At 57.9% G+C, this 22,456-nt stretch carries 19 protein-coding genes; 4 read left to right on the top strand and 15 right to left on the bottom strand.

Going from position 1 to position 22,456, the window contains the following annotated elements; genetic code table 11:
* Position 1 precedes the first annotated feature (1 nt).
* The 13 genes from argE to ARCT_RS0105820 all read right to left on the bottom strand — a co-directional run bounded on the left by argE (position 2) and on the right by ARCT_RS0105820 (position 17,068).
* The gene (gene argE, locus ARCT_RS0105880; protein WP_027239232.1) at positions 2 to 1,138 is read right to left on the bottom strand and encodes an acetylornithine deacetylase; all 1,137 of its coding nucleotides are present in this window, start codon (positions 1,136 to 1,138) and stop codon (positions 2 to 4) included.
* Positions 1,135 to 3,204: an oxidoreductase gene (locus ARCT_RS0105875; RefSeq protein ID WP_027239231.1), complete on the bottom strand. Its 2,070-nt coding sequence runs from the start codon at positions 3,202 to 3,204 to the stop codon at positions 1,135 to 1,137. The genes argE and ARCT_RS0105875 overlap by 4 nt, the downstream gene beginning before the upstream one ends.
* 62 nt (positions 3,205 to 3,266) lie before the next feature.
* The gene (locus ARCT_RS0105870; RefSeq protein WP_027239230.1) at positions 3,267 to 4,763 is read right to left on the bottom strand and encodes an aldehyde dehydrogenase; all 1,497 of its coding nucleotides are present in this window, start codon (positions 4,761 to 4,763) and stop codon (positions 3,267 to 3,269) included.
* Between the two features lie 17 nt (positions 4,764 to 4,780).
* Positions 4,781 to 5,455, bottom strand: coding sequence for a DUF1028 domain-containing protein (locus tag ARCT_RS0105865; protein WP_027239229.1), 675 nt, complete (start codon positions 5,453 to 5,455; stop codon positions 4,781 to 4,783).
* Positions 5,456 to 5,459: 4 nt separating this feature from the next.
* Positions 5,460 to 5,876: a RidA family protein gene (locus tag ARCT_RS0105860; RefSeq protein WP_027239228.1), complete on the bottom strand. Its 417-nt coding sequence runs from the start codon at positions 5,874 to 5,876 to the stop codon at positions 5,460 to 5,462.
* Positions 5,877 to 5,895: 19 nt separating this feature from the next.
* Positions 5,896 to 7,173 (bottom strand): flavin-containing monooxygenase, encoded by a 1,278-nt coding sequence (locus tag ARCT_RS0105855; protein ID WP_027239227.1) that lies wholly within the window; start codon positions 7,171 to 7,173, stop codon positions 5,896 to 5,898.
* Between the two features lie 575 nt (positions 7,174 to 7,748).
* Complete coding sequence (locus tag ARCT_RS0105850) at positions 7,749 to 9,743, bottom strand: acetyl/propionyl/methylcrotonyl-CoA carboxylase subunit alpha (protein ID WP_036784499.1); 1,995 nt, start codon at positions 9,741 to 9,743, stop codon at positions 7,749 to 7,751.
* Positions 9,744 to 9,745: 2 nt separating this feature from the next.
* Positions 9,746 to 11,353, bottom strand: coding sequence for a carboxyl transferase domain-containing protein (locus ARCT_RS0105845; protein ID WP_027239225.1), 1,608 nt, complete (start codon positions 11,351 to 11,353; stop codon positions 9,746 to 9,748).
* Between the two features lie 67 nt (positions 11,354 to 11,420).
* Positions 11,421 to 12,710, bottom strand: coding sequence for a TRAP transporter large permease (locus ARCT_RS0105840; RefSeq protein WP_027239224.1), 1,290 nt, complete (start codon positions 12,708 to 12,710; stop codon positions 11,421 to 11,423).
* Between the two features lie 75 nt (positions 12,711 to 12,785).
* Positions 12,786 to 13,787 carry a TRAP transporter substrate-binding protein gene (locus ARCT_RS0105835; RefSeq protein ID WP_027239223.1) on the bottom strand — a complete coding sequence of 334 codons (1,002 nt, stop codon included), beginning with the start codon at positions 13,785 to 13,787 and terminating at the stop codon, positions 12,786 to 12,788.
* A gap of 23 nt (positions 13,788 to 13,810) precedes the next feature.
* Positions 13,811 to 14,296, bottom strand: coding sequence for a TRAP transporter small permease (locus ARCT_RS0105830; protein ID WP_027239222.1), 486 nt, complete (start codon positions 14,294 to 14,296; stop codon positions 13,811 to 13,813).
* Between the two features lie 40 nt (positions 14,297 to 14,336).
* Complete coding sequence (locus ARCT_RS0105825; protein WP_027239221.1) at positions 14,337 to 15,473, bottom strand: FAS1-like dehydratase domain-containing protein; 1,137 nt, start codon at positions 15,471 to 15,473, stop codon at positions 14,337 to 14,339.
* Between the two features lie 35 nt (positions 15,474 to 15,508).
* Complete coding sequence (locus tag ARCT_RS0105820; protein WP_027239220.1) at positions 15,509 to 17,068, bottom strand: acyl-CoA synthetase; 1,560 nt, start codon at positions 17,066 to 17,068, stop codon at positions 15,509 to 15,511.
* Positions 17,069 to 17,215: 147 nt separating this feature from the next.
* Here ARCT_RS0105820 and ARCT_RS0105815 point away from each other — a divergent pair, with 147 nt between their 5' ends.
* The 3 genes from ARCT_RS0105815 to ARCT_RS0105805 are packed head-to-tail and all read left to right on the top strand — an operon-like array spanning position 17,216 to position 19,647.
* On the top strand, positions 17,216 to 18,001 hold the full coding sequence (locus ARCT_RS0105815; protein ID WP_027239219.1) for an IclR family transcriptional regulator: 786 nt from the start codon (positions 17,216 to 17,218) through the stop codon (positions 17,999 to 18,001).
* A gap of 3 nt (positions 18,002 to 18,004) precedes the next feature.
* Positions 18,005 to 18,433 carry a PaaI family thioesterase gene (locus tag ARCT_RS0105810; protein WP_027239218.1) on the top strand — a complete coding sequence of 143 codons (429 nt, stop codon included), beginning with the start codon at positions 18,005 to 18,007 and terminating at the stop codon, positions 18,431 to 18,433.
* On the top strand, positions 18,430 to 19,647 hold the full coding sequence (locus ARCT_RS0105805) for a CaiB/BaiF CoA transferase family protein (protein WP_027239217.1): 1,218 nt from the start codon (positions 18,430 to 18,432) through the stop codon (positions 19,645 to 19,647). The genes ARCT_RS0105810 and ARCT_RS0105805 overlap by 4 nt, the downstream gene beginning before the upstream one ends.
* A 196-nt stretch (positions 19,648 to 19,843) precedes the next feature.
* Here the strand turns inward: ARCT_RS0105805 and ARCT_RS0105800 are convergent, their stop codons facing one another.
* Positions 19,844 to 20,275 carry a GNAT family N-acetyltransferase gene (locus ARCT_RS0105800; RefSeq protein ID WP_276202238.1) on the bottom strand — a complete coding sequence of 144 codons (432 nt, stop codon included), beginning with the start codon at positions 20,273 to 20,275 and terminating at the stop codon, positions 19,844 to 19,846.
* Positions 20,276 to 20,410: 135 nt separating this feature from the next.
* Here ARCT_RS0105800 and ARCT_RS0105795 point away from each other — a divergent pair, with 135 nt between their 5' ends.
* Entirely contained in the window at positions 20,411 to 20,959 is a 549-nt protein-coding gene (locus ARCT_RS0105795; protein WP_027239215.1) for a TetR/AcrR family transcriptional regulator, read from the top strand.
* 64 nt (positions 20,960 to 21,023) lie between these two features.
* On the opposite strand, the gene ARCT_RS0105790 is transcribed toward ARCT_RS0105795, so the two are convergent.
* The gene (locus ARCT_RS0105790) at positions 21,024 to 22,454 is read right to left on the bottom strand and encodes an NAD-dependent succinate-semialdehyde dehydrogenase (RefSeq protein WP_027239214.1); all 1,431 of its coding nucleotides are present in this window, start codon (positions 22,452 to 22,454) and stop codon (positions 21,024 to 21,026) included.
* Between the last annotated feature and the right edge of the window lie 2 nt (positions 22,455 to 22,456).

The raw sequence follows: 22,456 nt of genomic DNA, 5'->3' as shown, positions 1-22,456 counted from the left end.
ATCAGCTTAGCTCGGCCAGCAGGCGGTCCATCATCCCGTCACAGGCGGCCAGCTGTGCCTCTTCCAGATACTCGTCGGCCTTATGCCCCTGCCCCGCCATGTCGCCGGGGCCACACACAACCGTCGGGATGCCAAGCGCCGCAAAAAAGCCAGCCTCGGTGCCAAAGGCAACCTTGATCGGCGTCTTGGTGCCGCAAAGTGCTGCAACCCGCACGACCTCTGGCGCATCCAGCGACACCTCCAGACCGGGGTAGGTGTTGGTGCACGTGATCTCAACACCAGCAGTCGCGCCGATCTGCCCGGCAAGCCGGGTCTCGAATATCTCAGGCTGGTCGATTGGCAGGTGGCGCAACTCGAACTCGATCTCGGCGTGGTCTGGCACGATGTTGAGCGCCGTACCGCCCATCATTTTTCCCGCGTGAACGGTGGAATAGGGAATGTCATAGGACCCATCCCGCGTGCCTGAGCTGGCGTATTCATCCTGCAGGGCGCGCAGCGCGGTCAGCACGTCCCCGGCCAGATGCAGCGCGTTCACAAAACGCGGGGCAAGCGCCGAATGGCCCGCCTCGCCGTGGCAAGTGGCACGAAACGCCGCCTTGCCCTTATGACCGATGGCCGGATGCATGGACGTTGGCTCGCCAACGATGCACAGGTCCGGGTGCCAGCCAAGCGCCTCGATCCCCGGCATCATCCTGCGAATACCCTGGCATCCGACCTCCTCATCGTAGGAGATCGCCAGCATCAAAGGCTGGGCGAGGGACGCCTCGCCGGCGCGCTCCGCCAGGGACAAGATGGAGGCCAGAAACCCCTTCATGTCGGTGCTGCCGCGCCCATAGACCCGTCCTTGCGCGCGCGTCATTTCAAACGGCGGGCAAGTCCAGTCCTGCCCCTCGACGGGTACAACGTCGCTATGGGCCGACAGCATCACGCCGCCCGGACCTTTGGGACCAATCCGCGCCATCACCCCCGCCTTTGGAAGATCGGGATCTCCAAGACGACAGGTCTCGAACCCCGCCGTCTTGAGCAGGTCCTCCGCATAGTCAATCAGCGCCAGATTGCTCTCGGCGCTAACCGTTGGAAAGCCAATGAGCTGCGCGAGGATGTCGAGCGTGCGGGCCTTGGGCGCCGCAGCCGTCATTGTGCCGCCAGCTCGGTGATTTCACGGCGGAACGGCAGATCGTCACCGATGTCAGCCCCATCCAATTCCCGCGCATAACGATGCCCGGCATAGGTCGCCCAGGCAATCGGGCCCGAGGCCTCGGCATCGCCAAACAGCTTGACCGAGCGAATACCGGCATCGGCCCAGTCCTCCTGCCGCGCTGTCAGGCCGTGGAACAGCTGATCATTGCCAGTGCGCGACGCGACCATGACAACCGCGTCACAGGGGTAGGTGCGGGTTTTTCCGGTATAGACGCAGTTCGACACGACGTGATCGCTTGCCACTTGGGTGACGCCGCGGTTCAGCACGATATCGACCCCCATCTCGTCCAGCCGGGCATGGATCGTCGCCTGCTCCAGCGTATTATTGGTCCAGTCCGAGACATAGGCCGACGGGGTGATCAATGTTACCTTGGCGCCCTGTTTCACCAACAGCTCAGCCAGGACGCCGCCCATATAGTAGTGATCATCGTCATAAATCACCACGGTGCCACCGGGCAAGGTGCCATCCATCAGATCGTCGGGCGTGTAGATCTTTGCCCCCTCAGCGACAGGCATGGGCACCACATGTTGACGGGACACCCCGTCGCGCCGCCAGGTGGCACCGGTGGCAATGGCGATGTTCTGAAAGCCGAACTCAAGGATGCTGTCAACATCCAGCTCGCTTTCGCGGTAGATCTCGACATTGGGGCGTTGCGACAGTTGGTAGTCCCGGTAATCGACAACACGGCCCCAGGCCGACAGACCCGGCAAAGCGCGTTCGCGGGTGACACGACCACCGATCACGTCGCGGGCTTCGGCCACCGCCACATCATAGCCGCGACGGCACAGCGCCCAGGCCGCCTCCAGCCCAGCGGGACCAGATCCGATGACCAGGACATTGTCGCTGTCGCCCTTTTCATTCATGATTTCCGGGTGCCAGCCCTTGCGCCATTCTTCCATAAACGTGGGGTTTTGCGTGCAGCGGCTGATCGACATCGTCATATCGCCGGTGATGCAGATGTTGCAGCCGATACATTCGCGGATGTCTTCAATCCGGCCCTCTTCGATCTTTTTGGGCAGGAACGGATCCGCAATCGAGGGACGCGCGCAGCCGATCATATCCAGTGTGCCGGACCTGATCATCTTTGCCATCACATCGGGCGAGGTAAAGCGGCCCACCCCCACAATCGGCTTGTCGGTCAGGTCGTGAATGCCGCGCACCAGAGCTTCCTGTGCCGCTTCCTCCTTGAACCGTGATGGACCGGAGCAATCTTCCCAGGTGCCCTGCGCCAGATCCCAGATGTCCGGCAGGTTTCTGTTCATCTCGACAAAATCGCGCACCTCGGCGTTGCAAAAGCCCAGGTCGCCAATGGTCTCATCCAACGAGACCCGCAGTGCAATTGCCATCGTGTCGCCCACCGCATCGCGGATATCCGCGACCACTTCGTTGGCGAAGCGGGATCTGTTTTCCAGACTGCCGCCATATTCATCCGTGCGGCGATTGGTGGCGCGGCTCAGGAAGTGTTGGAAAATGCCAAACCCATGTGCGCCGTACAGATTGATCAGGTCAAAGCCCGCCTCTTTTGACCGCTTTGCTGCGTTCACAAACCAGCGACGCAAATCCTTGATCTCGCTTTTCGACAGGGCGCGGGCCTGCACCGGATCATTGGTGAAGGTGCGGATCGGCAGAGCCGAAGGAGCCAGCGGCACCTCTTTGGAATAGAGGTTTGGGCCGTTGATCCCGGAATAGGCCAGCTGAATGCCCGCCAGCGCGCCGTGTTCCTTCATCTTTTCCGACATGCGCCGCAGCTGCGGGATGTCCTTGTCTTCCCACAGGCGCAGTTCGATAAAAGGAGTGATTTCCGAGCTATGGTGCATCTCGCACTGCTCGGTAAAAATCACCCCCCAGCCGCCCTGCGACTTGATCCCGCGCATTTCAGCAGCCGCCGAGGGATCGCGATAGCCACCACCGTTGCAATGGGGCACCTGATAAAAGCGGTTCTTGGCAGTTACAGGGCCGATCTGCATCGGTTCAAACAGAATATCGTAGCGGGAATCGCGCATTCTCGTCTCCTAAACGGAAAATATGTCACCTCTCGCGCGCCCGTCAGGGCTGCGCGGGGCGGTCAGGGCTTGTATTTGATCCAGGTGGTCTTGAGGGCGGTGTATTTGTCCAGCGAATGCAGGGACAGGTCGCGCCCAAAACCGGATTGCTTCATGCCGCCAAAGGGCGTCTGCGCCGACAGCGCATCAACCGTGTTCACCGAGACAGTGCCAACATGCAGCCGATCAGACACCCGGCAGGCGCGGGACAGGTTGTCGGTCCAGACCGAGGCCGCCAGGCCGTAGATTGAATCATTGGCCATCGTGACGGCCTCATCTTCGCTGTCAAAGGGGATCACAGACAGCACAGGTCCGAAGATTTCATCGCGGGCAAGCGGGTCGTCATGAGACACGTCGGAAAAGATCGTCGGCTGCACAAAACAGCCCTTGCCATTCACCTGCACCCTTTCGCCACCAGTCACCAGATCGGCAGTCTGCTTGCCCGCTTCGACAAAACGCATGATGCCTTGGGTCTGTTTTTCATCCACGATAGCGCCCATTTTTGTCGCCGGGTCCAGCGGGTCGCCCGGCTGCAAGCCTTGCGCCCGCGCGATCAGTTTTTCCACCAGCGCATCTTTGATTGACCGTTCCACATAAAGCCGCGCGTTGGCCGAGCAGATCTCACCCTGGTTGAAGAAGATGCCAAAGGCCGCCATGTCGGCCGCCGCATCCAGATCTTCGCAATCGGCAAACACGAGGTTGGGGCTTTTGCCGCCGGTTTCGGGCCAGACCTGTTTCAGGTTCGATTGCCCGGAATATTCCATGAAGCGCTTGCCGGTGGCGGTTGATCCGGTGAAGGCCAGACAATCCACATCCATATGCAAGCCCAGCGCGCGGCCCGCCGTGGCCCCAAATCCGGGCACCACGTTGAACACCCCATCGGGCACTCCGGCCTCAGAGGCCAGCTCCGCCAGCCGCAGGGCCGACAGCGGCGATTGCTCAGCAGGTTTCAACACCACCGAGTTGCCCGCCGCCAATGCGGCTGCCGATTTCCATGTCGCCATATCCAGCGGGAAATTCCACGGCACAACCGCGCCCACCACGCCCAGCGGCACCCGGCGCACCAGCGCCAGATCGCCGGGGCCCGTTGGGGCAACCTCGTCATAAATCTTGTCGATCGCCTCGGCGTACCATTGGAAGAAATGGGCCGAGCCTGGGGCATCCACCGTCATCGCATCGGTGATAGGTTTGCCCATATCCAGACTGTCGAGCAGAGCCATTTCTTCCAGATTGGCGCGGATCAGGTCGGCCAGTTTCAGCAGAACCGCCTTGCGCTCCCCCGGAGCCATGCGCGACCAGCGGCCATCGTCAAAGGCCCGACGCCCAGCCGCCACAGCCAAATCCACATCCGCCGCATCACATTCAGCCACCGAAGCCAGAACCATGCCATTGGCCGGGTTTACGCTGTCAAAGGTCCTGCCTGAGATGGCATCGGTGAATTTGCCGTCGATAAACACCTGATGACGAATGTTCAGCGCAGCCGCCCTGGCCCGCCAATCTTGAAGGGTGAAATCCAGCATCCCTGTTCCTTCCTGTTCTATTCGTCGCCCGGCACGCCGTAGGACGGCGCCTCGCGCGGGTCGAGCGCGCGCTGGGTGTAGGCGTCAAGCTGCGGCTTATAGATGTCCCAGGCGGTGGCGATGTTTTCAATCGGGCAGCCCTCGGTCCAGTCACAGCGCAGCTCGGCCACGGGCCAGGCGACCTTGTCAACGATCAGCATCCCGGCGGAATGCACTGGCCCGGCTTCGCCTCCGGCGGCCAGGCCTGCGCGCATCGCGGCAATCAGACGGTCGCCGATAGGCCCCCTGGCGGCAGTGAACCCCGCCACGATGGCCTGCGGCACACTGTCATTGGCCAAAAGGTTCCCCCCCGAGGCCACATTTTCCGCCTCGGCCTGGGTCCAGATACCTAGGCTTTTGGGGCCGGAATGGATCGCCGTGCGCCCCTGCCCGTCCACCGCCAGCACCTGCCGGTATTCCATGAACTGGCTACAGGCCTGCACTTCGGCAATGGCCTCGGGGGCGGACATGCCGCCTTGCATCAGGTCAAGCGTCAGCGGCCCCAGCGAGGGATCGGTCACGTTCTGCGAGGCCACCGCACCCACGCCCGCGCGGGCAAAGGCACAGCGCGCGGCAACCGCGGGTGAGGACGAAGAGATCGCCATGCCAAACATGCCGGTTTCAGCGCAGCGCGCTACAAGAGAAAAGGTCATGCGCTCAATCCGGGATCACGGCGGTGCCGTCGATTTCAACCAGCCAATCGGGCCGCGCCAGGGCCTGCACCACAAGCCCGGTCGAGACCGGGTGCACGCCTTTGATATATTCGCCCATGGTGCGATATACCGCCTCGCGGTGGCGCACGTCGGTGATATAGACCACCACCTTGACCAGGTGGCTCATGTCGCCGCCGGCTTCCTCGATCAGCTGGCGAATGTTCTGCATTACCTTATGGGTCTGCTCCACCGGATCGTGGCTGTCGATGTTTTTTGCGTCATCAAGGCTCTGCGGACACTGACCGCGCAGCCAGACGGTCTTGCCGCCCTGGGTGACCACGGCCTGGCACAGATCATTGTCGAGGTTCTGCTCGGGGTAGGTATCACCGGTATTGAATTTGCGAATGCGGGTATGTGCCATTTGGGCGCTCCTGTCAGGTTTATTCTGCGGCGGCCGATACGATGGCCGCCTCGCCATCATAAGCCATGTAGGCTCGCTGGATTTCGATTTGATCGGCGATATGTTTGGCGTCATGCCACACGCCCCACAGGAACGACGATCCACGCCGCGACTGCCAGGGCAGCCCGAGGAAATACACTCCCGGCTCCTGGGACAGTCCGCGCTGGTGGATTGGCGCGCCACGCTCATCAAAGGCATCGGCCTTGAGCCAGTTGAAATCCTGCCGAAAGCCTGTGGCCCAGATGATCGTGCACACGTTTTCTTGCTCAAGGTCGATGGCGCTCAGCGGCTGGCTCAGACAGTCCGGATCAGGGAAGGCCCGCCGCGCCTCTGGCTCTTTGGGCAGGTCGAGACCTGTGCGCGCGACATAGGCATCGGCCATATCGAGCAACTCGGCGTAATTGGCATCGCCCTTTGCCACATTGGCCTTTAGGTCGTCAGCAAAGCGCAACACCCCGTCATCATAGCCCGCAGTCAAGCCGGTCAGCACCACGCCCTCCCCTGCGAGGCGGCGGAAATCCATGGTCTGCCCGCCATAGGCACCGCTGACCGAAATGGTCACATGCTCTGTGCCCGGCGCAGGTGCGGCCATGTCCCACAGGCCCAGCACGCCCAGCCACCAGACAAAGTCACGCCCCCGATAGCGGCGTGGCGGGCGGTCATGCGACCCCACCGACAGAAAAACTTTGCGGCCGACACGGTTCAGCTCGTCCGCGATCTGCGCGCCAGACGAACCAGCGCCAACCACCATCACAGCGCCGTCGGGCAGTTGACCGGGGTGCTTGTAGTGAAACGAATGAAGCTGCGTTACTGGCGCGGTCTTGGGCACGATAGGCGGGACCACCGGGTGCTGAAACGCTCCGGTCGCCGCCACGATGCGGTTGGCCTCGATCTCGCCTGCGCTGGTTGTAACCAGAAACCGACCAGTGCCGGGCTTGCGCACCGCGTCGAGCACCTCAACCCCTTCGCGGATCGGCGCTTTGATCATTGCGGCGTAATCTACCAGATAGTCCGCCACACGATCCTTGGAGACAAAGGCATCAGGCGCCTCGCCCTCAAATTTCATATTGGGGAACCGGTCATGCCAGACCGGTCCGTTGGTCACCAGCGCATCCCAGCGCCCGCTGCGCCAGGCTTCGGCAGTGCGGTTTTTCTCCAGCACCAGATGCGGCACCCCGGCCCGGCCAAGATGTTCACTCATGGCGATGCCGGCCTGTCCGCCCCCGACGATCAACGTATCAGTCTTTTCCACGGGCATGTCCGCCTTCCCCTGTGTTTTAAAGGTGCTTTTGGCCCAGTGTCGGGCGATACCTTTCAGGCTAAAGTAGAAGGCAAAGCGCTAAAACTACGATTTCTCGCAGCACTGCTTAGGTTGTCCCTAAACAGCGTCACCCCCCGCAGCAAATGACGCAGCCCATGCGCCAGCGCCTCAGATCAGAGCCACCTACCGCCCCGGTAGGGATACGGTTTTCCATAACACGGCGGCCGAAGAGCTTTCTTGCAGAGGAAGGGTGGATCGGCCCGGCAGATCAAACCCTGCTTACAGCGCCAAGCCGCCACCAACCGCAGCTCGGTCCAGGGGGGGGCAATACTGCAGCGGGGGAGACGACCCCGCTCCAGGGCTGGGGGGGACATTGCTGGAGACAGGAGGAAAGTCGCCAGAGACATCGGGGGGGCACGGGCTGACGGGGCGGCCATGGCTGTTACAGATGGCCTGCAGCTTGGTGTTCACGCCGCCCGTTTTGACGCCCAAACTGGTCACGTTAAAACGGGCGGTGTTGTCACTGCACCACTGTGCTGCCACTCCGAACAGGACCTGATATCAGGTTGTCTTCACGCATCAGGTTGTTCCTCGAGACGGATCAGAACCGATCCGCCTTCGACCGCGTCTCCAACCGCACAGCTCACCTCCAGAACCGTGCCTGCGCGCGGTGCCACGAGGGCCGTCTCCATCTTCATAGCTTCCATCACACCCAGTTTAGCGCCTTCATCAATCCGGTCTCCAACCGCGACATCCAATCCCACAATGGTCCCTGTCATTGGCGCTAAGACAACATCGCTCAGGTCCGAGGTGACAAGGCTGCCAGAACGCGGGTCGGGAAGCAGAAGATCCCGCACCACGCCACCAAACAAGACCGAAACCAGTTGTTCCGCATTGCGCGTTGCCACCCGTACCTGGGCTTTGCGTATTGCGCCTGTTGCACCGCTTCGCGCCGTGATATGCGCATTCTCAACCTTCACTGCGGACAGTTTCAGAGGCCTGGTGTTGTCGCCCGACATGATGACAGACCCATCGCTGCACAGGATCAGTTGGCGCTCGATCTGCTCACCCTCGTAGGTGAATTGAACCTGGTGCTTCGCTTCACCCCAAAGGCGAAAACCAAAATCCCGGCGGCTTGGGTCGAGATCCAAAGCAGCAATTGCACCAAAGGCGATATGTTCTTCGCTCAGCGGATCGCTGGCGGTCAAAGCGGCCAAGTCCCGTTCAATAACACCGGTGTCAAAATGGCCCTTTGCAAAGCCATCATGTTTCGCCAGAGCCGACAGGAATTCGGCATTGGTTGCGGTGCCGGCAACCTGGGTCTCCCCCAATGCGTCAAGCAACCCGTCAAGGGCATCCTCCCGCGTGGCGGCGTGGGTGATGATCTTTGCAATCATCGGGTCATAGAAGGGGCTGATGCTGTCCCCGCTCTGTACCCCGGAATCATTGCGCGCCTTTGCACAGAACGACAGATGTTCAAGCTTCCCCGTTGCGGGCAGGAAGCCTTTGGTTGGGTCTTCTGCATAGAGGCGGGCCTCAAAAGCATGCCCGTCAATCTGCAAGGCGTCTTGCGCCATGGGCAGAGGCGCACCAGAGGCGACCAGCAACTGCCATTCCACCAGATCAACCCCGGTAATGGCCTCTGTCACCGGATGTTCGACCTGAAGCCGGGTGTTCATTTCCATGAACCAAAAGCCGTCTTCGCGCAAAGGTCCGGACCCATCGACAATAAATTCAATGGTCCCCGCACCACTATAGCTGATCGCCTTGGCTGCGGTTACAGCGGCATCCGTCATCGCGTGACGCACCGCATCTGTCATACCCGGCGCCGGTGCTTCCTCGATCACCTTCTGGTGGCGGCGCTGAAGCGAGCAGTCGCGTTCAAACAGATGCACCGCACTGCCGTGGTTGTCACCAAACACCTGCACTTCGATATGTCGCGGCGATGTGATGAACTTTTCGACCAGCACATGCGCGTCGCCAAACGAGGCCTGACCTTCGCGTTGCGCGGCGGCCAGTGCGTCGAGAAACTCCGACGCCTTATCAACCTTGCGCATCCCCTTGCCGCCGCCACCTGCGCGCGCTTTGATAAGCACGGGATAGCCAATTCTTTCGGCCTCATTGGCGAGGAATGTGGCGTCTTGGTTTGCACCTTGGTAGCCCGGGACAACGGGCACACCCGCTTTGGTCATAAGATCCTTGGCGGCATCTTTTAGCCCCATCGCGCGGATTGCCTCTGCCGAGGGCCCAATAAAGATCAAACCTGCGGCTTTGACGGCATCCACAAAATCGGGGTTTTCCGACAGGAAACCATAGCCGGGATGGATCGCCTCTGCCCCGGTTGCGAGCGCGGCCTCAATGATCCGCGATCCCACAAGATAGCTTTCGGAAACCGGGGACGCGCCGATATGGATGGCCTCATCTGCCATGGCCACATGCATCGACGCGGCATCTGCATCAGAATACACCGCTACCGTCGCCACGCCCATGCGGCGCGCAGTGCGGATCACGCGGCAGGCGATTTCGCCGCGATTGGCAATCAGTATTTTAGAGAAAGTCTTTTTCATCATCACATCCTGAACAGGCCAAATTTCGTGTCTTCGATCGGCGCGTTCAGCGCGGCCCGAAGAGACAGCGAGACAACTTCGCGGGTCTTGCGAGGATCAATGATCCCGTCGTCCCAAAGCCGCGCAGAGGCATAAAGCGGCTGCGACTGGCGCTCGAACATATCAATCGTCGGCTGCTTGAACTCGGCTTCGTCTTCGTCGGACCAGATCCCGCCTTTTGCCTCGATACCGGCCCGGCGAACATCGGCCAAAACTCCTGAGGCCTGAGCCCCCCCCATCACCGAGATCCGTGCGTTGGGCCACATCCAGACAAACCGGGGGCCAAAGGCGCGCCCGCACATACCATAGTTGCCGGCGCCATAGGACCCGCCAACAACCACCGTGATCTTGGGGACGGATGCGGTTGAAACGGCTGTCACCAGCTTGGCCCCGTCTTTGGCAATCCCGCCTGCTTCGTATTTTGAGCCAACCATAAAGCCCGTGATGTTTTGCAAAAACAGGAGTGGTATTTTGCGCTGACAACACAGCTCGATAAAATGGGCGCCTTTGGTCGAACTCTCTGAAAACAAAACGCCGTTGTTGGCGATAATCCCAACCGGAACACCGTCAATATGGGCAAAGCCTGTGACCAAAGTGGTGCCATAGCGTGGCTTGAACTCAGCAAAATCGGACCCATCAACCAACCGGGCGATAAGCTCACGCGCGTCATAGGGGGTTTTGTCGTTCGCAGGCACCACGCCCATGACCTCTTCAGAGGGGTAAAGCGGTTCTTTAGGCTCTTTGAAATCAACCGAAGGTCGCGCAACCGGGCCGAGATGGCTGACAATTTCACGCGCCAGAGCCAGGGCATGCTGGTCGTCATCCGCCAGATAGTCCGCAACACCAGAAAGCCGGGTATGGGTATCGCCTCCACCCAGGGTTTCGGCGTCAATAATCTCGCCTGTCGCCACTTTCACCAAGGGCGGCCCGGCTAGAAAAATGGTGCCCTGTTCGCGCACGATAATGGTTTGGTCACTCATCGCCGGCACATAGGCGCCGCCAGCGGTGCAGGACCCCATCACCACCGAGATCTGGGCGATGCCCTTGGCGCTCATCCGTGCCTGATTAAAAAAGATGCGACCAAAGTGATCGCGGTCCGGGAACACTTCATCTTGGTTGTTCAGATTGGCGCCGCCGGAATCCACCAGATAGATGCATGGCAGATGGTTCTCTTCGGCAATTTCCTGGGCGCGCAGGTGTTTCTTCACCGTCATCGGAAAGTAGGTTCCACCTTTGACGGTCGCGTCATTGCACAAGATCATGCAATCGCGTCCCTCAACCTGGCCAATCCCGGCAATCGCCCCTGCAGACGGCACTTCATCGTTGTACAGCCCGGATGCCGCAAACAACCCCACTTCCAAGAAAGGCGATCCAGGATCCAGCAATCCCGCAATCCGATCACGCGGCAAAAGTTTGCCCCGCGCCACATGACGCTGTCGAGAGGCTTCAGAGCCACCTTTCACGATCCGGGCGGCTTCCTCGGCAACCGCTTTGTATTGTGCCTCCATCGCTTCCGTGTTCTGGGCGAACTCCGCAGACGCCGACTGCTGGTTGCTTTGCAATATCGTCATTCAGTTTCTTTCTCTTGTGTAATTCGTTCGCAGCCAGGCCAAGGCCTTGGTCGCTTGGAACGGGCAATCAGCGCGCCATGAATTCCGGCAGGAACAGGGTGATTTCCGGGAAAGACATCAAGAGAATCAGAACGATGACTTCCATCCCGAGGAACGGCAGAATGCCCTTGAAAATCGTGCCAAGCGGCACCTTCGTCTGGGCCGCTGCTACATAGGCATTTAGCCCGAGCGGAGGTGTCAGAAGGCCGATCTCGACCGTTTTTGTCACCACAATACCAAACCAGATGGGATCGTAGCCAAGCGCCATCGCAGTTGGAAAGGCCAAAGGCATGGCCAGGGACAGAATGGCGAGCTGATCCATGAACATTCCCATCACCAGCAATGCCAGAATGATGATGCCCATTATGACTTCGCGCGACATATCCGTTGTCGCCACGAATTCCAGCAAACTGTGGGTGATGCGCGTGAACGCAAGGTAGTTCGAGAAAATCGCAGAACAGGCAACGATGGCCACAATCATCACCGTCGCGCGGATCGCACCACTGACGGAGCGATTGAAGGCGGCGAACTTTAGGGTGCGCTGCGCCAGGACAATCACGAGAGATCCCATCACCCCCAGTGCAGCCGCTTCGGACGGGGATGCGATGCCGCCATAAATTGCCCCAATCACTGCAACCATGAGCAAGACCATAGGGATGACGTGACGGCTGTCCTTCACCGCTTTCTTCAATACAAAGGGTTCACCCTTTGGCGCCTGGTCGGTTGTATGGGCGATAATCTTAATCACGACGGCCAAACCACCTGCTGTGAGCAAGCCTGGAATGATCCCAGCAATAAAGAGTTTGCCAATCGATGTTTCCGTCAGCACGCCATAGACGACCAACACGATGGAGGGCGGCACGACAACGGCCAGTGTCCCCCCGACACTCACAACAGCGGCAGCCAAACTGTCAGAATATTTGTGACGGCGCATTTCCGGAAAAGCAGAGGCAGCCATCGCCGCAGTTGATGCCGTTGAACTGCCAACCAGGGCCGCAAGCAGCACCGAGGCCGCAACGGTCGCCATCGCCAGCCCGCCTTTTACGTGACCGATCCATGACTGGCAGGCGATGATGGCCCGCCGCGTCACATCGCCCGCGGTCAACAGTTCCGCCATCAGGATGAAAAGCGGAATGGCGACCAGAATGAAGGATGATGACGTGTCAAAAAACGTTCTCTCCAGCACCGCCAAGGCTGGTTTGAATCCAAGTTGTGCCGCTAGACCAATCGTGCCCGTTATTCCCATTGCAAAGGCAATCGGGACGCGCACCGCCATAAGACTGGCAAGCACAAGGAGAAGGACAAAAAATGTTAACATCAGTTTGGCTTTCGCTCCGTAAGAGGTGGATGGTCGCCAAGACGACCACCCAGATTAGTGTTTCGGAACGATCTGCTAATCGCTGATCAGTGAACGATAAGCCTCGAGCACTACAGTCGCTTTGTCATTGTCCAGGCGCTCTGCCCAATCGGTGCTGACAGCAACCAGGGACTCTGAAATTGTCGCAAGCTCGTCTTCGGTGAACTGATAGGTGTCGATGCCCGCAGCGGCCCATTCTTCGATCAAGCCGGCAACCGAAGCATCCTGCGCCTGCGCAACATGCGACGCCGTTGCCGCGCCCAACTCAACCAGCTGTGTTTGAACTTCGGCAGACAGCCCTTCGAACACATCTGTCTTCAGGACCATGATAAAGCTGTAGCCGCCAAACGAGCCATTGGTGGAAATGTGGCTGACAACTTCGTTCAATTTGTAGCCCGGGACAGAGGCCAGCGGGAACAAGACCGCATCCAGACGCCCCCGTTCAACTGCGGTATAGACTTCCGGACCAGGGATCGAGATGCCGACCCCACCCAGAGCACGTGCCGTCATCGCCTGGGTAGACCCCGATGTCCGCACATCAAGCCCAGCCCAATCGGCAGGGAGCCCAAGGCGGTCCTTGGCCAGGGCCTGATAAGGAGGCAACACAAAGCCAAAGATCGGTGTCACGCCAGCGGCCAGAACTTCGTCCCGCAGCGGGCCTTCTTTGAGCATGGCTTGCAAAGCTTCGGTGCCTTGTTCGGCTGACCCATAAAATCCGGGCAAGCCAATAACAGAGTTCAGCGGCAGAGCATCAGCATGATAGCCAGCACCTAGCAAAGCCGCATCGAGAATACCGTTATTCACCGCATCCAGCTGCGCCTTCGACTTGGCGGCCTGTTGCGACGGGAAATGTTCAAACGTGATTGCACCATTGGTCGCCTCTTCGACGGCGGCCATCCACTTGGTGGTGCCTTCGACCGATACGATGTGGCTGGTCGATTGGAAATCCCCCAGGCGCAAGGTTTCCGCCTGAACTGACAGTCCGGTGAATGCAAATGCACCGGCCAAAACGGCCATCAATTTGTTCGTGTGTGTCATGTCGTTTCCTCCCTTTAGGTTTTTTAGGTATCAACCACGACTTTCGGTGTGAAAGCATCATGGAGCAGCCGCAGAACCAAAACGCTGCACCCCAAGGGGATCACAGCGTAGGCCCACCCAAGCGGCCAATCGAGCGCTCCGTATTCGACATCTCCGTGGATGATGGCTTTGAGAGCAAATTTACCGGACATCACTGTGACAGCGGCAAAGAAGGCCGCGGGCAAAAGCAGACGCAGTTTTGCGATCAGCATTCCAAAAAGTCCGGGTAAGTTTTCTGGTACAAATTCCAGCGCCAGGTGGCCCCCATCGCGGAAAACCCGCGACAGGGACAACGTTGCAAGCACTGGCATTAGGTACAGTTCGGTCAATTCAAACTGTATCTGCACCGGCCTGTTAAAGAAAAGCCGGAGCAGAATATCCGCATTGATGAGACCCGCCACAGCGACGAGGCTGAGACACCCCATAACATGTAAGGAGTCCTCAATTTTGGTCAAAACCTTTTCAAACATTTTCAACCTGACCTCCCCAGCGGTTGACGTGATTGCTTTGTTAGCGCTTTGGCAGCTCCACGATCGCGGATCCGGCAGCTGACAATTCGCCATCTTGTTGTTCTGCGCGCTGCTTGATTTCCAATAGGTAACGCCCGTTTTCTTCAAATTTGCGGACAACCGAACCACGGATCAAAATGATGTCACCCTCGGGGTTGTGCCGACGGACTTCGCATTTCGACTTGGCCAGGAACCCGTCATCGCCCATCCAGTTGGTGACCTGATGGGTCAGCCAGGATGTCCGCTCCGGACCGTAGTCATAGGCACCCGGTGCGCCAACTTCCAACGCGAATTCTTCTTCCCAATGCACCCGCTCTGGGCAATCGGGGATGCCGAACTTGTTCTTGGGGCCGGCACTGGGGTGTTTCTGCTGCAACTGCCAGGCCAACTTGTTGGCGCGGATATACAAACCACCCCAGCCCTGCGCGTAGGCAATAAAGCCGGTAGCCGTCATTGGGCCTTTGACCATGGTCGGCAGTTCGTCGCCCTCGTTCACATCATCCCAATAGCGGGTCTCGGCGCCGCGGATCGTTTCCTGCTCGTAATACTTGTAGTATTCGTTGAGCTCTTCTTCGGTCCAGACCTTACGGCCCTTGGCTTTGGCTTCGGTGTATTTGGTGCCGTTTTCACGCGCCTGATCACGGTCGGTACGGAAGCACCAGCTTTCTGCATCAGCCACCAGATCACCGGTAGCCGCGTCATAGAAATCAACGTGATAGATCTGCTGTACAGCTTTCCCGGCAAAGCGGGTCTCGTGCTCGATCAGGTCTTTCAACACAGCTTCGGTGCGGAATTCCATGTTGCGGGTAATAGGCTTGTGCCAGCTCCAGTTGGCGCCTGACCACATGGCATGCACGCCCGGCAGCCCGCCGACATAGCCTGAGATGATCCGGTTGGTGGCAAACAGGAAACTTGGCAGCGCAATCACATCGCCGTATTTGGTGTTTTTGGCATACTCGGGATCGCACCACAGTGGATTGTCATCACCGATACCGTGCGCATAGTGGCGAATATTGTCCCGTGTCGCCTCATAGCACCAAGGCTCGACTGTCTTTTCGATCTTTACCCCAATCCGCATGCGCAGGTCATCCAGACCTTCAGAGGTAATCTTTGGGAATTTACGTGTCATGTCGTTCATTTCATTCTCCTTGAATGGGCAAATGGCTCTGTGGGTTATTCCGCAGCAGCCAGCTTTTTCGCTTCCTGATCTCGCAGGATTTTCCGGTTCACTTTGCCTGCCGGTGTCTTTGGCAGATCGGTGACAAATTCGATTTGGCGGGGGTATTCGTGGCGCGCCAACCTGGCGCGCACATGGTTTTGAATGCTTTCGGTCAGACCTGGTGTTTCTGCGCCTTTAAGGATGATGTAGGCCTTCACAACGAGGCCGCGAATTTCATCGGGAGCACCAATCACAGCACATTCGGCGACCGCCGGGTGGCTAAGAACCGCGTCTTCAACTTCGACAGCACCAATGGTCCAGCCAGCCGAGATGATCACGTCATCTGCGCGACCGCCGTGATAAAAGTAGCCGTCTTCATCTACCCGGCCGAGGTCCTTGGTCGGGAACCACACACCGCGCTTTTTGACCATCAGCTCGCCGGTCTCACCCGGATCTGCGGCAGAGCCATCCGCGCGCTGCACTTCGACTTCAACGCCGGGTACAGCCTTGCCCATGGCGCCATCGCGCACTTCAAGGTCATTCGCGCCAGGATAGTTCGAGATGATAACGCCAATTTCGGTGGTGCCATACATCGAGCGCACTTTGGTCCCAAAGACCTTTTTGACATAGGTCGCGGTTTCCGAGTCAATCGGCTCACCGGTAAAGCTCAGCTTGTCGAAGAAATACGAAAAGCTCTCTGCTTTGCCAGAGTTGCGCATCATTCTGTAATGGGTCGCTGCCGCCGTCAGATTGGTAATGCGGAAATCATGCAGTCCCTTCAGCAGGCGCACAGGGTCAAACCTGCCGCTGAATGTCCCGGTTGAAACGCCCAAAGCCAACGGTGCAAACGTTCCATGCCACAGGCCATGACCCCATGCAGGGGAGGACGGGCAAAAGAAGCGATCTCCGGGTCGGATGCCCGTTGCATAAAGCGCCGCGACCATCAGCGTCACAATGGATTGATGGCTGTGTTCCACTGCCGCCGGCAAGGCCCGCGTGGTCCCAGAGGTATATTGCAAAACTGCAAGGTCCCGCCCTGCTGTCTTTAGCTCATAGCGCGCAGGCAGATCGCTCAACCCCTCCAGAAAGTCCTGGTCGACGACGGTTACGTTTTTTGCCCCGCCGGCAATGGCATCGGGCGCCTTTTCCGCATTTGTAAAAAAGACCGAAGGTTTGCAATCGCCAACCCGCAACTGAATCCCGTCCGGACCAAACAGCGAGAACATGGGCACGGCAACCGCGCCGCTTTTTATCACCCCAAACATGGCGCTGTAGAATGCCAGGGAGGGTTCAATCATGACCGCGACGCGGTCACCTTTTTTAATACCCTGGGCATCAAGGTAGTGCGCGATTTGCGCAGAGCGGCGTGAGATTTCCTCAAAAGTGATGATCTCGTCTTCGCCAGCAGAATGGGCAATTCGAAGCGCCACGTTGTCGCCATCCACGTGCCGGTCGATGCATTCATGCGCAATATTGAAGCTTTCCCTGTCGCCGTCGAACAGCTCCCAAAGCTTCTCTTTTGAATAGTGCTTTTGAGCGTCCTCATAGGACGTGAATTCCGTCAAGCGGGTCATTCTCGTCTTCCTCCCTGAATTTCCAACAGACCTTCCGATGAGGCGGCCCAGCTTGTTGACAAGGGTAAGGATCGAGGCGAAGTATTGTCAATATGGATATTTCATTGTATATAGGCAATGAAATCGCAAACCATTTGGAGCCAAGAAATGACGGAAAACCAGACTAAGCCGACAACAAAACGCCAGGTCCCCGCGGTCACACGGGCGCTTGCGATCCTTAGGTTTTTGGCCCGCTCCGCCGCCCCTGTTGGCGTCAATCCAATTGCACGGGAACTCGACTTAATCCCGAGCACCTGCCTGCATATTCTGCGTGTTCTTCAGGAAGAGGGGCTGGTAGATTTTGATTCAAACACAAAGCGTTACTCGATTGGGATCGGGATTTTGCCGCTCGCAAAATCGGCGCTGTCGCGAAACACATTCTCAACCCTGATCCAGCCCAAGTTGTCGGGGTTGTCACTGATGTTTAGCGTCACCAGCATTGCAACGCAGCTGGCGCAGCCGGGTCAAATGGTGGTGGTTGCGCTGTCACAATCCAACATGCCATTTCGGCTTCAGGTGGATCTGGGCAGCCGCTTTCCAGCCTTGATCAGCGCAACGGGGCGACTGTTTGCAGCCTATAACGTGACGGATGAAACCGCGCTGCGCGAAGGGTTCCAGAAACTCGTCTGGGACCACCCGCCCACGTTTGAGCAGTGGAAAGAGCAGATCGCGACAGCCCGGGAATGTGGCTACGCGGTGGATCAGGGCTCCTATATCTCGGGCGTGACAGTTGTCGCGGTTCCCGTCTTCGACGCCAACAGAAAGTTGAGCCGCTCCATCGTTGCCATCGGGATTTCCGAGCGCCTCAAAGACAAACAGATCCCCAAACTGGCGAAGGCAATGCAGGCCATTCGCGAAGACATTGAAGAAATACAAATCGACACTGGGAGTTAAAGCGTGACTGAAAATACTACTGAGCTAGGTGATTGGCGAGAATTGAAGATTGGCGGGTTTGTCGATCTTATTGGCCCGCTTTTGCGGTCCACTCGGGTTGATGAAAAGAACACCTACGGACTGCAAACCAACGACACCCACAAGAACCATCTCGGGATTGTTCATGGCGGCGTCCTAACCAGCTTTCTGGATCAGGTGATTGCGGTCACGGCATGGAATGCCGCCGATCGCCAACCCACAGTTACGATGCAGATGGACACACGTTTCCTTGGGGTCGCCAAGGCTGGCGACTTTCTGGAGTTTCGCCCCTCCATTCACCACGCAACCCGTTCACTCATCTTCGTCGACGCCGACGTCACATGTGGAACCAGGTTAATCGCAAGTGCCTCTGCCATAATGAAAATATCAAAGCCATCGGAAAAAAGCCAATGAACACCTCAACAGTTTCCTCCCCTTCTGGCCCGTTGGCGGGCATCAAGGTTCTCGATTTTTCACGTATTCTGTCAGGTCCCTATGCCAGCATGGTTCTCGCCGACCTTGGTGCAGAGGTGATCAAGGTCGAACCCATCGAAAACGGCGACGAAACCCGAAACTTCCCTCCATTTAAGGAAGGGTTGAGCCACTATTACATCGCTTTGAACCGAAGCAAGAAAAGCATCTCGCTCAACCTCAAATCCCCGGAAGGTCTCCAAATCGCCAAGGATCTTGCGCAGCAAAGTGACATCGTCCTGGAGAACTTTCGCCCAGGCGTTATGGACCGACTTGGTCTTGGATATGACACGCTGCGCGCCTCGAATGAACGGCTGCTCTATTGCTCGATCAGCGGCTTTGGAACCAATAGTCCGCATGGCGACAAACCCGCCTTTGATATCGTGGCACAGGCCCTGTCCGGTGTGATGAGCGTCAACTGCGAGCCCGGGCAGGCTCCGAATAAATTGGGCATCCCATTGGGGGACATGGCTGGCAGCATTTTTTCCCTGTTCGGTCTGTTGGCAGCATTGCACGAGCGCAATAACACGGGTCAAGGTCGGCATATCGAGGTTGCAATGCTCGACAGCCTGATCGCATTACAGGGATATTTATCGCAAATTTACTTTGTCACCGGGCAAAGCCCACAGCCCGTTGGGACCCAACACCCAAGCATTGTGCCTTACGGCTCGTTTCCGACTTCGGATGGCCATGTCATTGTGGCCTGCCTGACAGAGCGATTCTGGCACAATTTCGCCCGTTGTCTGGATCGCGAAGATCTTATTGATGACCCTCGCTTTGCGCTCTATGCGTCCCGGCTGGACAACCGCGATGCGCTTGAACCCATTATTCACGCGCGTATGGGCCAGGATAGCACCGCCTATTGGCTCAAACGCCTAGAGGATTTTGACGTCCCAAGTGCGCCAATTCTCTCGATTGGTGAGGCGCTTGAACAAGAGCATGTATCAACGCGGAACCTTGTAGAAACCGTCACCCATCCACAGTTGGGCGACATGAAACTTGTGCGTGGCCCGATTCGGTTCGACGGCGAAGGTCCGGCCAAAGCCACCGCACCCTCCCTTCTGGGGCAAGATACCAAAGAGGTTCTCTCCGAACGCCTCGGAGTTGACGCCGCGACGCTTGAAACCTTGATCTCAAAAGGTGTTGTAAAGGCGTGACCTCAAGGAGCCGTTGTGCTCCCGGCAGCAGCCCCCCCTGTTTCGAACATGTCCACACACCAACCCGTTGCGATAGCCAAGACCACTCGCAACGGGTACCCCACGTATGGGCCCCACGCATGTCGGAGGCCGCGACGGTCAGCGTCTGAACCAACCCGTTGCACTGCACCGAAGGTTGGTTGAAAGCTCTGCACCGTCACAAAGTTTCAAGCAGATATTTCCTGAAAACTTCCCCGTTATATTCAATTTCTTTGATGAACGTCGCCCCAGCTCGGGCAAGCGCACCCAAATTCTTGCGGGAGGGAGGCAGCAGAAACGTCACAAAATCAATTCGCGGATCTGCCCTCGCAAATGCGATGGCTTTTCTTGTGATTCGCATCCCCAGACCAAAGTTGTCAGGCTTGAGAACCAGGCCAAAATCCCATTCTTCACCTTCTTTTTGAAACCCGCCCCATCCAACATAGGCTTCATCGCTCAGGATCGCCCAATGCCCCAGAGTGTCGCGTTGCCAGTACTCTTCCTTCGCTGCAACAAACTGTTCTGCATCATCCAGCGTCCATTTTGACACCAAGAGCGGCATGTGTTCTGCGACTCGAGGGTCATTCATATGCGAAACGATGTCTTCCAATGCGATACCCGTTAGCCGCACAAACTTGATTTCAGGTAGATGTGTCAAATCTCGCTCACCCGCTCAGAAAGTTCACATACGCCACCGTATATGACGGCTGTTGGAATTGTAAATACGCTGGCGTATGTTTGAGTCATGAACAAAACTAGATTCCCGCAAGAGGCCTGGTTGGCCGCAGGCTTTCGCGCCCTAACATCCGATGGCCCGACCGCAATCAGGGTCGAGGCCCTTGCCCGAAATCTTGGTGCAACCAAAGGATCGTTCTACTGGAACTTCGATGATCTCCCATCCTTCAAACGCCGGATGTTGGAACACTGGCGCGATCGGGTTGCTCAGGAAATTGAAACCATCAGTGCAGTAGACCCCAACAGGTCAATGCGTCTGAAACTATTGATTGCGCAGGCGGCAGAGTCTGCCCCAGACAGGTTTGGAGGGCGTCGGGTAGAACCGGCCATGCGTTCATGGGCTTTAACTGACCCAGCAGCCTTAGAGGTGGTAAATCACGTTGATCACATCAGGCTGGCGTTCCTGGCAGAGCTGCTAGGCGATATTGGGCAACATGACCCCGCAGTTGTTCACTTGGTCTATGGGGCATTTATTGGTTTGACCGATCTGGCAGCCAAGGGAACTGCCGATATTGACGCCGCGCTGAAGGCACTGCTGAAGATTGTTTCAAAGCCATAAAACGGACATGCATATGCCGCCCCAACAGGCGACATATGCAGAGCAACAGGCCAAAGGATCTGTCTTAAACTCCGCCAATATGGAACGCTTTTGTTTCCAGATACTCTTCGATCCCTTCCTGCGCGCCTTCGCGGCCCAGGCCAGAGGATTTCACCCCACCAAACGGCGCTTCGGCATTGCTCACGGCACCAGTATTCAGCCCGACCAGCCCAAATTCGAGCGCTTCGCCAAACCGAAACGCGCGGGCGATGTCCTGGGTATAGAAATAGGCTGCCAACCCAAAGGGCGTACCATTTGCGATCTCGAGCGCCTCTTCTTCGGTTTCAAATCGAAAGATCGGAGCAACCGGCCCAAAGGTTTCCTCTGACGCCAGCTGCATTTTGGTCGTGGCATCGCGCAACACCAGGGGGTCGGCAAATTGTGAGGTGAGCTGACGTTGCCGCGTTGTACGGGTGGCGCCCTTTGCCAATGCGTCCTGAACATGCGTATTGATCTTTTCAAGCGCTGCGGCATTGATCATAGGGCCAATATCGACACCCGCGTGATCCCCCTGTCCGACGGTCAAGGCATCTACCCGCGCCGACAGTTTTTCCACAAAGGCGTCATAGATTCCGGATTGCACCAAAATCCGGTTGGCGCAGACGCAGGTCTGGCCACCGTTGCGGAATTTGGACAGCATCGCGCCTTCGACAGCCGCGTCGATATTTGCGTCATCAAAGACAACAAAAGGCGCGTTGCCGCCCAGCTCGAGGCTCAGTTTCTTCAAGGTCGGCGCGCATTGTTCTGCCAGCAGGGCACCAACGCGGGTCGAGCCGGTAAACGACAGTTTGCGCACAATTGAGCTAGAAGTCAGGGCCTTGCCAATTTCTGAGGGCATACCAGTGACGATATTGATGACGCCGTTTGGAATACCGGCGCGCTCTGCCAGGACAGCAAGGGCCAGGGCAGAATATGGCGTAAAGTCAGAGGGTTTGATCACAACGGTACAGCCAGCCGCCAATGCTGGTGCAACTTTGCGGGTGATCATGGCATTTGGAAAGTTCCAGGGAGTGATGATCGCCGCAACACCAACCGGTTCCTTCAAGGCAAGCAGCTTTTTGCCTGCAACCGGGATGACCTTTCCATTGATCCGGCGGGCTTCTTCGGCAAACCAACGGACAAAACTTGCCCCATAATCAATCTCACCTTCGGCCTCAGCCAGGGGTTTTCCCTGCTCAGCGCTGAGAATACGGCCCAGATCCTGTTTGTGGGTCAACATCAGGTCATGCCAGGCCATCAAGAGATCTGCCCGCTCTGCGTTGGGACGTGCCCGCCAGGCAACCATTGCGGTTTCAGCAGCAGCGATGGCTGCCTGGGTCTCTGCCCCGGTGCAATCCGGGACTTTCCCGATCACAGATCCGGTAGCAGGATTTGTCACAGCCATATCCGGGCGTTCCAGCCATTCGCCGTTCACAAATGCGGCGTGGCGCAACAATTCGGGGTCTTGTAAATTCATGA

Origin of the sequence: Pseudophaeobacter arcticus DSM 23566 (assembly GCF_000473205.1) — a bacterium.
Lineage (GTDB): Bacteria > Pseudomonadota > Alphaproteobacteria > Rhodobacterales > Rhodobacteraceae > Pseudophaeobacter > Pseudophaeobacter arcticus.
This window is presented reverse-complemented; position numbering and strand designations above follow the sequence as displayed.